Raw genomic sequence first — 14736 nt, 5'->3', positions numbered from 1 at the left:
TTCTGTCCTGTGAGCTGCGGTTTCAACGGCTCAGTTCGTCAACCGAAGCACGTCGGCCTCGTGGCCGTGGGGGTGGGGCACGAAATCGAGGTGGATGTGGTTTCGCAGGCTGTCCACGTCGGGTGTGCGAAGGAACTCCAGGTACGGCCCCTCCTCCGCCCGCAGCCTCGCGAAGTCGTCGTCCACCTCGTGCACGGCCCATTCCGTTGCCGGGCCCCAAAATTCGGCCATGGCACGGGGGTCCGCGCAGTTGACCACCACCGCCGCGATCGGCCCCGTGTCCTGGTAGACCGCTCGGGGTTCCAGTACGCAGAAGCGGTTTCCCTCCGGATCGGCGAGAACCGTCCACGGCACGTCGCCCTGGCCGATGTCCGCGTCCGTGGCGCCGAGCTCCTTGAGGCGCGCCACCAATTCCGCCTGGTGCTCCGCCGACGTCGTCGCGAGGTCGAGGTGCACCCGGCCGTTCACCGTCTCCGGGTTCGGCGCCGCGGTGAAGTCCGTGCTGACCTCTGGGAGAGCTTCGGCCCAGAATTGGCTGAGCGCAACGTGATCCCGGGCTGTGAAGTTCACTCGCACACGTCGCGGCGCCACGCGTCGAACCCTACGCCAGCTCGCGCTGCGCCTCACGGAGCCGCACCAGATCAGCGGCCATCGCGTCGAACAGCAGGCGCTGCTCCGGATCGGCCGTGTCCACCAGCTCCACGAAGCGGTCGCTCTCGTCGTCGCGCTCGGACTCCAGCGACGAAGCCAACGAGCTGAGGGCGTGCCGGGTGGAGGACTCGGTCTCGGGGACGGCGGCGCGGTGGACCATCAGGCCCGCGATGCCGCTGAGCAGACCGGCCAGCGCCTCACCGGCCTTCGTGACGGCGGCCCGCTCGGGTTCGCTGGCGCGGCGGCCAACGGTGGGAGGGTTGAGGACGTCGTTGACGCGCCGCACGAGTTCGCGGCGGCCGCGGCGCGCGGAGCGGCCGGTGGGGTCGACGGGGGTGGAGCCGGTCAGCGCGATCAGGCCGGAGCGCAGGGCGTTGACGGCGTCGGTGACGCGCTCGGCGGGGGTGAGCTGGCGGGTGCCGGGCACGACGGCGAAACCGAAGAGCAGGCCGATTGCGGCGGCGAGCACGGTCAGCACCAGGTACTCGACGAGCACGGCGGCGGGGTCGAGGTGCTTGGTGCTGGCGTACATGCCGACGAGCATGAGCACGACGCAGGCGTTGAAGATGATGGGCTGCGACTTCTGGAAACCGAAGCCGATGACGAGCGCGAGCAGGCCGATCGGCATCAGGAGGTGCTCGGGCGCGAAGGCGAGGACGCCGAACATCGCGACGGAGCCGAGCACGGTGCCCGCGGTGCGCTGCCACGCCCGGGTCGCGCTGGCGCGCCAATCCGGCTGGGTGATGAGGAAAACGGCCATCAGGAACGACGTCATCAGCGGGTCGTCGGGCCGCTGCGTCGCGAGGACCAGTGCGACCAGGATGCCGAGTGCGCAGCGCAGCGCGTGGCGGAACTGCGCGGAGCGCCAGCTGAACGCCCCGACCAGCGCGTCGCCGAGGTAACCGCTGCCGCGCTGTCGCCAGTCGACGGGCGTGCGGTCGCGGTCGGCCAGCGCGGTGTGCAGCCGGTCGAGCGCGTCGTGCAGGCGCGCGACGAGGCGGCCAGTGCTGCCCGGGAGGTTCTTCAGCAGCGAAGGCCGTTGCGGCACAACGAGATCCGCGGGGCTCTCCTTTGCCTTGACAGCCTCAGCGAGAGCAGAAGCCTCCTCCTTCGCCGCCTCAAGGACTTCGCGCGCGTCGGGCCGGGTGCTGAGCACGGCCGCCGAGGCGCGGTAGCGCAGTGTCGCGTCCAGGACGAGGCCGAGCCAGCGGCGTTGTTTGTCGGAGCGCCACGCCTGCACCGCGCTCTCCGGATCGGTGAGCTTCGGCGCGGCGAGCAGGTCGGCGACGGCCTTGCGCGTCGGGCCGTCGGGGTCGCGGAGCCCGGCGAGCACGCGCACCAGAACGGTCACGGCGGCGGCGAGCGCGGGTGCGGCGAGGATCTGCCACCACGCCGCGGTTCCGGTGAGCTGGAAGGTGTAGCCGAACAACGCCGCCATGCCGAGGCCGAGCGCGGGCGTGACGAAGCGCGGGCCCAGCGCGGGCAGCAGCCCGGCAACGAAGATCACCACGGTCAGTAGGGCGATGGCGGCGGGCACGCTGAGGTGCGCGAGCAGCCGGGGCGCGGTGGCGGCGACCACGACGGTCGGGGCGAACCACGCGAGCAGCTTGAGGTCGGGCCACAGGGCGCCGCCGAACGCGGCCATCAGGCAGAACATCGCGGTCAGCGCGCCGAGCATGGCCGCTGGGCCGAGGCCGAGGAGCGTGCCGAGCCCGGAGACCCCGCCGACCACGACGACGATCAGCACGATCGGGGTGAGCACGCGGGCGACGGCTGAGCCGGTCACGGGGTCCTCCAAGATCTCGAGTCCGGCCGAAGTATGGATCACTCACGGTGGTCACCGCTCAGCGGCCCACGAACCGGACAGCATCTGGTGATCATGCCTCTTGGGGGAATAGGGTTCTGTCCGTAACGCGATAGGGAGGATGATATCCGGATGGATCGGCTTGATCGAGAACTGCTCGCGTTGCTCCAGGAGGACGCGACCCAGTCCTACGCCACGCTGGGCAAGGCCGTCGGGCTGTCCACGACCGCCGCGCACGAGCGCATTCGCAAGCTCCGCGAGGCCGGAGTCCTCCGGCGCACGACCGTCGAGGTCGACCCGGTCGCGTGCGGGTGCCCGGTCTCCGCGTTCGCACTGGTCGACGGCACCGCGTGGATGGGCGAGGCCGCCGTTGGCGAAGCGCTGGCCGAGATCCCGGAGATCGAGCAGGCGCACATCGTCGCCGGAACCGCCTCGCTGCTGGTGAAGATCCGCGCGGCCAGCAACGAGCAGCTGCAACAGGTTCTGCGGCGCATCTACGACATCGACGGCGTCACTGGAACGAAGACGCTCGTGGTACTGGAGACCTTTTTCGAGCGCGCATTCGACCCGAGGGGGCACGAGTGACGCTGACGTACTGCGGGCTCGAACTGGACCGAGCCGCCGACCGGCGCGGTGATCACGAGTGGCTGGCGTCCGTGCGCGCGTCCGCGCGGATCATTCCACTGTGGAGGGACAGGTGCCTGGTCGGCGCGACGCGCGAGGCAGGCGGCTTCGAGGTCTTCCTCGGCCTGGAAGGGGAAACGGCGGTGTTCGCCGTCGATCTGTCCACTATGGACGAATCTGCGGCGCTGGCGGCGACCGGTGCGACCGAAGTCGTTGACGTGCGCAGACTCTTCGGCACGGTCAGCGCGGAGGAGATGGCTCAGCTGGCTTACGCGCGCGGAATCCTGCACTGGAACCGGAACCAGCTGTTCTGCGGAGCCTGCGGCGGGGCGACGGAGTCGCGCGAGGGAGGGCACCTGCGGGTCTGCCAGAGCTGCGCGAAGCTGCTGTTCCCACGCATCGAGCCCGCCGTGATCGTGCTGGTGGAATCGCCGACCTCGCCGAAGGTCCTGCTCGGACGGCCGCCGAAGGGCGGGTTCAGCACGCTCGCCGGGTTCGTGGAGATCGGCGAGGGCTTGGAGGACGCCGTGCGCCGCGAGGTCTTCGAGGAGGCCGGGGTGCTGGTCGGCGACGTCCGTTACCTGGCTTCGCAGGCGTGGCCCTTCCCGGCTGGCCTGATGGTCGGCTTCCACGCGACCGCGGTGTCAGATGAGTTCACAGTGGACGGTGCGGAGCTCGCCGAGGCGAAGTGGTTCACCGCCGACGAGCTCCGCTCCGCGTACCCGACTGCGACCTCCAAGAACGGGGACTCAATCGAGGGCTACCTGGTGCAGGAGTGGCTCGCTACTGCTTGAACGGCACGGTGAAGCAGGCGAGCCTGCCACCGGCGGTCCCGGCCTGGCCGTGGTGCGTCGCGGTGGTCTCCTTCTCGTGCACCACGATCGAGGCGGGCGCGCGGTCGGTGAAGCCGAACGGCACGCTCGCCTTCGACGTGCCAGCGCCCTGGGCGTCGGTGCGGAAGTCGAGCCAGATCTCGTTGCGCGGGTTGGCGTACGCGGGGTCCGCGGACGGCTTCTCCGGGGTCGCGGCCGGGTCGATGGTGTTCTGGTAGTGCGGCCCGGCGTCCGCGCCGGTGGCACCGCACGGCTTCGTGTGCGCGTGCACGGCGTAGCCGCGCGAGGGCTGCATTCCCTTGGCGCTGAACTCGACCGCGGTGTCCTTGTCCCCGGCGGCGATCTTGACGGTGAGCTGGGCGCCGACCGGCGCGGCGGCGTTGTAGCTCACCGCGTCGCCGGAGCCGGGCGCGGCGAGCGTGCCGGTGAACTCCGACGCGGCGGGCTTCGGCTGTTCGGCGCTGGTGCTGGGCGAGGTGTTCGCGGGCTTGGCGGGCTGGGAGCACGCGGTGACGAGGGCGGCGGAGACGAGCACGGCCATGGCCAGCAAGCTACGAGGCATGCCCCCAGTCTTCCCTCCCACCGCTCGCGTACACGTCCGGGGTAAGCCCTGAACGGGTCGTTTAGTGCGTTGAGCGCACTGAACGACCCGTTCAGGGCTTTAAGGAAGGCCCCACGGCGGAGGCGGAGCGGTGGGTGACGGGACGTCGCGTGGTGCCAGCGAAGGCCGGGTGCCGCGACGGGTGATCAGGGCGGACTCGCCTCGGCGGAGCCGGACGGAAATGCGGTTCGGAGCGACTTGGCGCCAGGGAACTGGACGTCCTCGGCCGTCGCGGACGTCGATCTCACCTGGTACTCCGTGTTGCAGCACCAGGGGTTCACCGGCCTCGCTGTGCACTCGAACCCACTCGGTACTGCCGTTGCGGCGCGAGGCGTCGACGAGGAACGCGCCCTGCGTGCGCAGCGACTCGATCGAGGCGTCCGGCCACGCGTCGGCGACGGACGGGAAGACCTTCACCACGCCGTCCCCGCTCTGGATCAGCATGTCCAGCACGGACTGCGCGGCGGTCAACGGGCTCTCGATCGCCAGATTGGTGCCCTCGCGGTACATCGTGTTCGGCGTCAGCTGCGTCTCGTGCACGATCGAGCCGTCCAGGAAGCCCATCAGGTTCGCCAGCGCCTCGGCGGGGGAGTCCATCAGCGAGCACATCGTCGACGCCGCCGCGAAGCTGTAGCCGTGCCAGTTGACCCGCAGGCTCGACCAGTGGTCGTAGCTCGTGCGCATCAGGGCGCGGTCGGCCGGGCGGTCCCACTGGTACTCGCGCAGCGGGTAGAGCCACAGCAGGTGCGAGAAGTGCCGGTGGGACTCGGCGAGCGGCACTCCGTCACCGATGATCACGCCCTGCGCGGTGCGGTGGTAAGGCACGAGCTTCGCCAGGGTGTCGCGCCACATCGGCAGCCTGGAGTCGTTGATGCGCAAGCGGAGTGCGGTGTCGATCAACGTGCTGCAACCCCACCTGATCAGCGACAGGTCGTAGGTGCAGTCGGCCGCGTCGGCGTACTCCGGTGAGCGGGTCAGCGGCAGGTGGAGCTTGCCGTCGGAGCCCTGGACCAGGAAGTGGCGGTAGAAGTTGACCGCCTTGGCCAGGATCGGGAACAGCACGTCGCGCAGCACGCGCTCGTCCATGCTGTGCCGGTAGGCCAGCCACACGTTGTGCAGGCCCCAGATCAGGTTGCCGGTCTGGTCGGTCTTCGAGCCCGTACCGGGAATGCCGACCGTGCGCGTGCCACCGGGCCGGAGCGTGCGGTCGCCGGGGTGGGACAGCGCGTAGGTGTCGCCGTCGCGATAGGCGGGCGGCACCGACTGTTCGAGGTTGTGGTGGTAGCGGCGGAAAGTGGGCGTGACCGCGTCCAGCTCCGGGTGGTTGGAGCCGTTGACCATCGGATAGGCGACCTGCACGTTGAGGTTCCACCACACGGCCGTCCAGCTGTTGCCGACCTCGGGGAACCACGGCCCCCACTCCGCGAGCACCGGCGCGTTCTCCCGTGTCGCGGCGGCCATCTTGTAGAGCTGAATCCAGTAGAAACTCTGTACCAGCTTGTCCGGAACGGAGACGAAGCTCTTGCGGTAGTAGCGGTTCCACCACCGCCGGTGCACCGCGACGAGGACGTCCGGGCTCTCCGCGAGGGTGCGGCGGACCGTGCGCAGGGCCTCCTCGCGGCCGGTGGAGTTCGGGAAGCCGTAGGCGATGGAGGCCACGAGCAGGCGCCGCGTGCCGACGCGCTTCTCCTGCCAGGCCGTGGTGTAGCCGCCGCCCGCGTGCATGGTCTGCTCGACGAAACCGACTCCGACCGTGGCGTCGGGGTTTCCGGTGTAGTCGGCGGGCACGCGGACCTTGCGCGTGGTGTGCGAGGGCAGCGGCGTGAAGCTCCACGCGGCCGACTCCTCGCCCGCCGTGGTGGTCAGCGACACCAGCAGCACGTCGCGGTCGTTGTGCACGAGCGCGGTGAAGGTCAGCCCGCCCCGGGTCGTGGTGATCGTCCCGGTCAGCTCCGCGTTCCACAGGTCAAGGCGCCAGTCCACCGCGGTGATCGCGCCCGCCGTGGTCAGCGTGAGGAAGCCGATCGGCAGCCGCGACAGGCCGATGCCCGCCTCCCACTGCACGCGCTGGTCCTGCACGAGGCCGTGGCTGAGCATGACCTTGAGGACGTTGTCGGCCTCGGCGCGGTAGAGCTGCGCGCCGAGGAAGCCGTTGCCCAGGAACGGGCCGTTCTGCCAGCTGTCGGGAATCCTGCGCCAGCGCATCGCCGCGTCGGCCGCGGTCCGCTCGTGGGTGTCCGTCCCCGGCCCGGCCGCCGCCCACGCCACGGGGGAGGCGACGACCGCCAGCGCGGCGGAAGCGCCGAGGAAGGTCCTTCTGGAGAGAGCCGTCATGAGCCCCTGTCCTCACTGCACCGTTGCGGCGGCGAGGCGAAACATACGATGTTTGACGGCCCTGTGGCTAGATCGGCGTTAAATTTCCGCCTATTCATCCGATGTATGACGTAGGCTGGGCATTCGCCTATGTGAACGGCCTGTCCAGGTGGCCCGCGTCGGGCGTCAACGGGCCGACGGAGAGGGAGCAAGCAATCGCACGTCCGACAGGAGAGCCGCCATGCGTTTCCGCGCCGTGTTCGTTGCCATCGCCAGTGCCTGTGCCGTCGTCGCCGCCCCGTCTGCCGCGTTCGCGGCCGAGGGCGAGTTCACCTACCGCTACTACGATGAGAACGAGACCATTCAGATCGGCGTACTGGTCGACCCGCCCAGCGGTGAGTGCATCGAGATCCCGGAGATCGCAGACTCGGACGTCGACGCCTTCCGCCCCCGCAACGACACCGACTCCACGGCCGTCGTTTTCAAGGACGCCGAGTGCGCGAGCGAGGCGTACTTCTCCCTCCGCCCGAACGGCGGGCGCGGTTCCGACCGGCTGTTGCTGAGGTCGGTCATCTTCAGCTGAGCCCGCACGCGAAAGACCCCCGGCCGCACCGGCCGGGGGTCTTCGTGGTGGTGCTGGATCAGATGAGGCCGAGCTGCTTGACCGCGTCGCGCTCCTCGACCAGCTCGTTCACGGAGGCGTCGATGCGCTCGCGGGAGAACTCGCCGATCTCCAGGCCCTGGACGATCTCGTAGCGGCCGTTGCGGGAGACCACCGGGAACGAGGAGATCAGGCCCTCGGGCACGCCGTAGGAGCCGTCGGAGACCACGGCAGCCGAGGTCCAGTCGCCCTCGGGGGTGCCGTTCACCCAGTCGTAGACGTGGTCGATGGCCGCGTTGGCGGCGGAGGCGGCCGAGGACGCGCCGCGCGCCTCGATGATCGCCGCGCCGCGCTTGGCCACGGTCGGGATGAAGGTGTCCTTCAGCCACTCCTGCTCGACCTGCTCGGCCGCGACCTTGCCGCCGACCTCGGCGTTGAACAGGTCGGGGTACTGGGTCGCGGAGTGGTTGCCCCAGATGGTCAGCTTCTTGATGTCGCCGACGGTGACGCCGAGCTTGGCCGACAGCTGCGACAGCGCGCGGTTGTGGTCCAGCCGGGTCATCGCGGTGAAGCGCTCGGCGGGCACGTCCGGGGCGTGCGCCTGGGCGATGAGGGCGTTGGTGTTGGCGGGGTTGCCGACGACCAGCACGCGCACGTCGTCCGCGGCACCGGCGTTGATCGCCTCGCCCTGCGGCTTGAAGATGCCGCCGTTGGCCGCGAGCAGGTCACCGCGCTCCATGCCCTTGCTGCGCGGGCGGGCGCCGACGAGAAGGGCGACGTTGGTGCCGTCGAAGGCCTTCTTCGCGTCGTCGGTGATCTCGATGCCCTGCAGCAGCGGGAACGCGCAGTCGTCGAGCTCCATCGCGGTGCCCTCGGCGGCCTTCACGGCCTGGGGGATCTCCAGCAGACGCAGCTTGACCGGGGTGTCCGCGCCGAGCAGCTGGCCGGAGGCGATGCGGAACAGCAGGGCGTAGCCGATCTGTCCGGCCGCTCCGGTAACGGTGACGTTGACGGGAGCTTGGGCCATGACGATCTCCTCGTTGAGAGTGGTGAGCGGGCGTGGGATTGCCAACCCGGCGATGCTATCCACTCGCGTTCTCCCGGCGGTCGGACGGGGGCGCACGTCACAGGAGTCCGTAGTGGACGACGCCGTCCAGGCTCTCCGCCCGCGCCCGCCCGCGCAGCGCGAGCAGGTCCAGGTGGGCACCGGTCTCCATGACCGCGAGCATCTGGTTGAACGCGTCGAGGTCGTCGAAGTGGCGCTCCCGCCGCGTCCAGCCGATCAGCCGCGACACCTCGTGGGCCGTCGCCGCGCCCTGCGCCAGCGCGCCCGCGATCGCCTCCAGCCGCCGCTCGTGGTGGTCCAGCAACTCGTCGACCCTGGCGTGCGTGCTGGCGCTGACCTGGCCGTGCGCGGGGAGCAGGCGCAGGTCGGGCATGGCGCGCACGAGCTTCAGCGAGCCCAGGTAGTCGCGCAGCGGCAGCTCGGGCAGCTTCGCCTCGAAGCCGATGGACGGCGTGATGTGCGGCAGCACGTGGTCCCCGGCGAACAGCAGGCCCGCCGCCTCGTCGACGAACACCACGTGGCCCTGCGTGTGGCCCGGCGTCTCGACCACGCGGAGGGCGCGGTCAGCGAGGGTGATCACCTCGCCGTCGCTGAGCCACTCGTCGGGCTCCTCCCACACCCCCGGTTCCGGCCTGATCTCGATCGCCTTGCCGATGCGGTCGAGCACGACCTTCGCGCCGCAGCTGAGCAGCTTGTCCGCGTACTGCGTCAGGGTTTTCCCGCTCAGCAGCTCATCGGTCAGCGACGGCCGCTCACCGATGCCCAGCGCGACGCGGTGGCCGAACTCGCGGCGCAGCGCCACGGCCTGCGTGTAGTGGTCGCGGTGGATGTGGGTGATGAGGAACCTGGAGATGTCGCCGAGGTCGCGGCCGAGCTGGCGCAGCGCCGTGGTGAGCGCTTCGCGGCTCTCCCGCAGCGCCCAGCCCGAGTCGATCAGCACGAGCTGCTCGCCGTCCTCGACCGCGTAGACGTTGACCGCGTGCAGCGCGTCGTTGGGCAGCGGCAGGGGGATGCGGTGCACCCCCGCCGCCACCTCGACCGGACCGGGCTGACCCCACTCGTCGCGCGCCATGCCCCGAGCCTAACCAAGCGGTTGCTTGGTTGACTAGGTCAGCCGGTGGACGGTGGTGTCGCCGTAGCTGGTCGGCGCGAAGTTCTCCTGCACCCACGTGGCGATCTCGCTGTTCCCGCCAGGGCCGCCCCTGCCTCCGCCGCTGATGAAGTAGCCGACCTGGCCCTGGGCGACGAGCGCCTTGAACTCCTCCAGCGTCGGCGCGGGGTCACGGCCGCTGAACCCGCCGATCGCGATCACCGGCCGCCCACTGGCCAGTTGCAGGCCGCCCGCGCCCTGCGCGCCACCCGCCGCGGCGGCCCACTTCGTCGTGGTGGCCTTCAGCAGGTCGACGAGCTCGGCGTCGGTCTCCGGCTCCCGGCCTTCCTGTGCGCGCGGGCCGGACATCGGGATGGAGCCGGTGTGCGGGACGCTCGCGGTCACCGCCGCGTAGGCCGCCGTGCCGCTCAGCCCGCTGATCAGCGTCACGGCGAGCAGGACCGCGCTGAGCCTGCGTGCTCCGACGAGGACACCGGTCGCCGCGACCGCGCTGAGCCCGAACGCGGCCCAGCCGAGGTAGGTGTACCAGGAACCGTTGCGGCTCAAGAGGATCGCACCCCACACGCCAGTGGAGACGATCATCAGCGCGAGCGCGGCGCGGGCGGAGGTGTTCTTGCGGCCCAACCACAACTGCCGTCCGGAGATGGCCACCAGCGCGCCGATCGCCGGGGCGAGCGCGACGGTGTAGTACGGGTGCACGATGCCGCTCATGAAGCTGAACACCAGGCCGGACACCACGAGCCAGCCGCCCCAGACGATCAGCGCGGCGCGGGTGCGGTCGGTGCGCGGCGCCCTGCGGGTGAACCACAGTCCGGCCACGAGCCCGATCAGCGCGGCGGGCAGCAGCCAGGAGATCTCCGCGCCCATGCTCTCGCCGAAGAGCCGCGTGATGCCGGATTCGCCGCCGAAGCCGAGGTTGCCCCCACCGGCCATGGCGCCGCCGCCACCTCCGCCGCCGGGGGAGCTCTGGCCGAAGATGCGGGACAAACCGTTGTAGCCCAAGGCGAGTTCGAGCGCGCTGTTGGTGGTGGAGCCGCCGATGTAGGGGCGGTCGGCGGCGGGCCACAGCTCGACGAGCGCGATGAACCACCCCGCCGAGACGATCACCGCGCCGAGCGCGCCGAAGAGCTGCGCGACGCGCTTGCCCAGCCCCGTCGGCGCGGCGACCAGGTAGGCCAGCCCGAACGCGGGCAGCACAAGGAACGCCTGCAACATCTTGGTGAGGAAGCCGAAGCCGATCGCGGCGCCGCACAGCAGCAACCACGTCGTGCTGCCGTTCTCCAGCGCCCGCACCAGGCAGTACGCGGCCGCCACGAGCAGCAGCACGAGCAGCGCGTCCGGGTTGTTGAAGCGGAACATGATCGCGGCGACCGGGGTCAGCGCGAGGGCGGTTCCGGCGAGCAGTCCCGCGCCGGGGCCGGACCAGCGCTTCACCGCGGCGTGGAGCAGTGCGACCGAAGCGACTCCCGCCAGCGCCTGCGGCACGAGCATGCTCCACGAGGAGAAGCCGAACATGCGCGCGGACAAGCCCATCAGCCACAGGGAGGCCGGAGGCTTGTCGACCGTGATGACGTTGCCCGCGTCGAGGGAGCCGAACAGCCACGCCTTCCAACTCTGAGACGCCGCTTGGACGGCCGTCGCGTAGTAGGAGTTCGCGGTACCAGATGAGCCGAGGTCCCACAGGTACAGGAACGCGGTCCCAACAAGCAGCGCACTCAGTGCCACGCGGTGCTGAGTTCTGGTCATCAGATCTCCTCGATCAGGCGTTCCGGGCGCGGAACACCCAGTGCCGCAACAGCAGGAAGCGGAGAACGGTGGCGAGCAGGTTGGCCAGCACGAGCACGCCCAGCTCGACGAGCTGCGCCGGGGCCGTCGCCGCGTGCAGCACGGCGAGCGCGCCGCTGGTGAGGGCGAGCCCGAGCGCGAAGGCCACCAGGCCCTGGAGGTGGTGCCGCGTCGCGCCCGCCCGGCCCCGCACCCCGAAGGTGAAGCGCCGGTTCGCCGCGGTGTTGCCGACCGCGGTCACCAGCAGCGCGACCAGGTTGGCCGCCTGAGCGCCGATCCCGCCGCGCAGCAGGCTGAAGAGCGCGAGGTAGGCCAGGGTGCTCGCGATGCCGACTGCGGCGAAGCGCACGGCCTGGTTGTCGAGCTTCGGCGGGAAGCCGGGCAGTGGCTCGCGGCCGACCCCGGAGATCTTGAGTGATCCGGTCGCGAGCCCTTTCGCAAGGCGTGCAACACCTTTGAGGTCCGCGATGGCGGTGGCGACGATGTCCACTCGGCTGTCCGGGTCGTCGACCCAGTCCACCGGGACCTCGTGGATGCGCAGACCCGCCTGCTGGGCGAGCACGAGCAGTTCGGTGTCGAAGAACCAGCCGTGGTCCTCCACCAGGGGCAGCAGGCGGTCGGCGACGTCCTTGCGGATGGCCTTGAAACCGCATTGCGCGTCGGAGAACCGAGCGGCGAGCGCGCCGCGCAGAATCAGGTTGTAGCAACGGGAGATGAACTCGCGCTTCGGTCCGCGCACCACCCGCGCTCCGCGTGCGAGCCGCGTGCCGATCGCGACGTCGGAGTGCCCGGAGATCAACGGCGCGATCAGCGGGAACAACGCGGCGAGGTCCGTGGAGAGGTCCACGTCCATGTAGGCCAGCACGGGGGAGTCCGACTCCGACCACACTCGCCGCAGCGCGCGACCCCGGCCCTTCTCCGGCAGGTGCACGACGACGACCTCGGGAAGCTCTGCCGCGAGGCGAGTGGCCATGGCCAGCGTCGCGTCGGTGCTGGCGTTGTCGGCGACGGTGATCCGGAAGGAGTACGGCAGGCGCTCGGTGAGGTGGGCGTGCAGCCGGCGCACGCAGGCCGCGAGGTCGGCCTCCTCGTTGTGGACCGGGACGACCACGTCGAGCAGCGGGGTCCGGTCACTGGGATCGATCGGGACTGAGTAGCTCTTGGCGAGGGCGGTGGTCATGGGATCGACAGTGCTGGCGCCGACTGTGCCGTCGTTGTGGCGTTCCTGTGCGCCCACTGTGAGCATCACGCCGTGAGGTCGTACGTCGTCACACCATCCACAGTGGACGGTGTGAAGGTCGCGGCGACCCACTCGGCGATGCGGCGGGACTCCTCGCTGCCGGACTCGGCTCGCATGCCCGCTCCGCCGAGGAAGTAGTGGATCTGTCCTTTGTGGACCTGTTCCTGGAACTGCTCCAGCGTCGGCGCGGGGTCAGTGCCGTTGAAGCCGCCGACAGCCAGCACGGGAACCCCTGCGGCCAGCTGGAAACCCGCCGCGCTGTTGGAGCCGACAGCCGCTGCTGCCCACGTGTACTTCTCGGCGTCTCGCCGCAGGAGTGCGGTGATCTCCGGGCCTGGTGTTCCCGAGTTGAGCAGACTTCCCATGCTGTTGGCGCCGAACATGTTTCGCGCGGGGCCCGCGGACGGGAGTGCTCCACTGTGCGGGGTTGCGGCCGTGGCGACGGAGTACGCGGCGGGTGCTGCGAGGGCTCCGACGAGCCCGGCGACGACCGCGCCGCGCACGAGGTTCGACGGCAGGTGCCCGGCGAAGAGCAGCAGCGCCGACGCGCCGAGCCCGACCACCGCGATCACGATGGCGAGCGCGAACATGCTGCTGCTCAACAACATCGCGGACCACAGCGCCGTCCCGCCGACCGCGAGGAAGAGCGCGACCGAGCCGCCCCGCTCCCGTTCCCGCCAGGCCACGGCTGAGCCCGTGCCGATGAGCGCCGCGATCGCGGGGGCGAGCGCGACCGTGTAGTAGGAGTGGATGATCCCGTTCATGTAGCTGAAGACCAGTGCTGTCACCACGAGCCAGCCGCCCCAGAGAACGAACGCCGCGCGCTCCCGTTTGGTCGCGGCGTGGAGGCCGAAGACCAGCAGGACCAACGCGGCGGGCAACAACCACGCGACCTGCCCTGCCATCTCCGAGCCGAAGAGCCTGCCGATGCCGGTGGAGTTGAAGCCGCCGCCCACCTTCCCGATCTCGTTGCCGGTCAGTCGGCCCAAACCGTTGTAGCCCAACGTGAGTTCGAGAACGCTGTTGTTCTGTGAGCCGCCGATGTACGGCCTCGCCGAAGCGGGCCACAACTCGACGAGCGCCACGTACCAGCCCGCCGAGACGATCAGCGCGCCCAGCGCCGCGAAGAGCTGCGCGACGCGCTTGATCGTCGGCTCGCTGATCAGGAAGGCGAGCGCGAACGCCGGCAGCACGAGGAACGCCTGGAGCATCTTCGCCAGGAATGCGAAGCCGATCGCGCTGCCGCACAACACCATCCACCGCGTGCGCCCGTCCTCGACGGCTCGGACGAGGAAGTACGCGGCGGCGATCAGCAGGAACACCAGCAGCGCGTCCGGGTTGTTGAACCGGAACATCAACACCGCCACGGGCGTCAGCGCGAGCACCGCCCCGCTCAGCAGCGCCGCGCTCGCCGGGAACCACCTGCGCACCGTCGCGTGCAGCAGCCACACCGACGCCACGCCGAGAAGTGCTTGTGGGACCAGGATGCTCCACGAACTGAGTCCGAAGAGGCGCACGGCCAAGCCCATGATCCACAGCGACGCCGGGGTCTTGTCCACGGTGATCCCGTTCGCGGCGTCGGTCGAGCCGAAGAACCACGCCGTCCAGCTCTCACCCCCGGCCTGCGCCGCCGCCGAGTAGTACGCGTTCGCCCAGCCCGAATCGCCTAGCGCCCACAGGAAGAGCAGCGCGCTCACGCCGAGCAGGACGATCAACGCCGGACGTTCCCACCGAGCGGGTGCTGTGGCCATGTCGCCAGCCTCCGGCCTTCGCCTGTGCCGACCGTGTGCACTCCCTGTGCCCCCGCTGTGCGCCCAGCCCCCGCGCCGCTATGAGTACGAAACGGGAACCCCGCGCTCCCCGCTCCCCGCGCACTCCGCACTCCGCACTCCGCACTCCGCACTCCGCACTCCACGTAAACTGTTGCCCGTGCGCCCCACACCCCGCGCCCACTCCTCCCGCGTGGCGGTATGTCTAGGGAACCCGTTTCGTACTCCTAACGGGAAATAGAGCGCTCCCAACTCCTGCTAGGAGTACGAAACGGGGAACTCGCGCTCCGTGCGCTGCGCTCGGCCAGGCCGTCGTACTCGCGTTTTGGCAACGCGTT

The 14736-nt window shown here is 70.2% G+C and carries 12 protein-coding genes; 3 read left to right on the top strand and 9 right to left on the bottom strand.

Going from position 1 to position 14736, the window contains the following annotated elements:
- Positions 1-30: 30 nt before the first annotated feature.
- Together CCN37_RS29260 and CCN37_RS29255 are read right to left on the bottom strand one after the other, a co-directional pair.
- Complete coding sequence (locus tag CCN37_RS29260; protein WP_246843381.1) at positions 31-570, bottom strand: VOC family protein; 540 nt, start codon at positions 568-570, stop codon at positions 31-33.
- A gap of 31 nt (positions 571-601) precedes the next feature.
- A complete protein-coding gene (locus CCN37_RS29255; RefSeq protein WP_246843380.1) occupies positions 602-2437 on the bottom strand; it encodes an FUSC family protein in 1836 nt (611 codons plus the stop codon).
- Positions 2438-2587: 150 nt separating this feature from the next.
- Between CCN37_RS29255 and CCN37_RS29250 the strand changes: the two genes are divergently transcribed.
- On the top strand, positions 2588-3040 hold the full coding sequence (locus tag CCN37_RS29250) for an Lrp/AsnC family transcriptional regulator (RefSeq protein ID WP_086826984.1): 453 nt from the start codon (positions 2588-2590) through the stop codon (positions 3038-3040).
- A complete protein-coding gene (gene nudC / locus CCN37_RS29245; RefSeq protein ID WP_210408267.1) occupies positions 3037-3873 on the top strand; it encodes an NAD(+) diphosphatase in 837 nt (278 codons plus the stop codon). The genes CCN37_RS29250 and nudC overlap by 4 nt, the downstream gene beginning before the upstream one ends.
- Here nudC and CCN37_RS29240 read toward each other — a convergent pair.
- Both CCN37_RS29240 and CCN37_RS29235 read right to left on the bottom strand, forming a co-directional pair.
- Positions 3863-4474 (bottom strand): superoxide dismutase family protein, encoded by a 612-nt coding sequence (locus tag CCN37_RS29240; RefSeq protein WP_086826982.1) that lies wholly within the window; start codon positions 4472-4474, stop codon positions 3863-3865. The two genes, nudC and CCN37_RS29240, sit on opposite strands and share 11 nt — an antisense overlap.
- A 99-nt stretch (positions 4475-4573) precedes the next feature.
- On the bottom strand, positions 4574-6847 hold the full coding sequence (locus CCN37_RS29235; protein WP_086826980.1) for a glycoside hydrolase family 95-like protein: 2274 nt from the start codon (positions 6845-6847) through the stop codon (positions 4574-4576).
- Positions 6848-7067: 220 nt separating this feature from the next.
- On the opposite strand from CCN37_RS29235, the gene CCN37_RS29230 reads away from it, so the two are divergent.
- Complete coding sequence (locus CCN37_RS29230) at positions 7068-7409, top strand: hypothetical protein (protein WP_086826978.1); 342 nt, start codon at positions 7068-7070, stop codon at positions 7407-7409.
- 58 nt (positions 7410-7467) lie between these two features.
- Here CCN37_RS29230 and CCN37_RS29225 read toward each other — a convergent pair whose 3' ends face one another.
- The 5 genes from CCN37_RS29225 to CCN37_RS29205 all read right to left on the bottom strand — a co-directional run bounded on the left by CCN37_RS29225 (position 7468) and on the right by CCN37_RS29205 (position 14380).
- The gene (locus CCN37_RS29225) at positions 7468-8454 is read right to left on the bottom strand and encodes a malate dehydrogenase (RefSeq protein WP_086826976.1); all 987 of its coding nucleotides are present in this window, start codon (positions 8452-8454) and stop codon (positions 7468-7470) included.
- A gap of 97 nt (positions 8455-8551) precedes the next feature.
- On the bottom strand, positions 8552-9565 hold the full coding sequence (locus CCN37_RS29220) for an MBL fold metallo-hydrolase (protein WP_086826974.1): 1014 nt from the start codon (positions 9563-9565) through the stop codon (positions 8552-8554).
- A gap of 33 nt (positions 9566-9598) precedes the next feature.
- A complete protein-coding gene (locus CCN37_RS29215) occupies positions 9599-11350 on the bottom strand; it encodes a glycosyltransferase family 39 protein (protein WP_086826972.1) in 1752 nt (583 codons plus the stop codon).
- A gap of 13 nt (positions 11351-11363) precedes the next feature.
- Positions 11364-12569 carry a bifunctional glycosyltransferase family 2/GtrA family protein gene (locus CCN37_RS29210; protein WP_086827010.1) on the bottom strand — a complete coding sequence of 402 codons (1206 nt, stop codon included), beginning with the start codon at positions 12567-12569 and terminating at the stop codon, positions 11364-11366.
- A gap of 65 nt (positions 12570-12634) precedes the next feature.
- Positions 12635-14380, bottom strand: a complete 1746-nt coding sequence (locus CCN37_RS29205) for a glycosyltransferase family 39 protein (protein WP_086826970.1) — start codon at positions 14378-14380, stop codon at positions 12635-12637.
- Between the last annotated feature and the right edge of the window lie 356 nt (positions 14381-14736).

The sequence above is a fragment of the Allokutzneria sp. NRRL B-24872 genome, assembly GCF_002155965.1.
Classification (GTDB): domain Bacteria; phylum Actinomycetota; class Actinomycetes; order Mycobacteriales; family Pseudonocardiaceae; genus Allokutzneria.
Note: the sequence above shows the minus strand (reverse complement) of the source record. Positions and strands in the feature narration are given on the sequence as shown.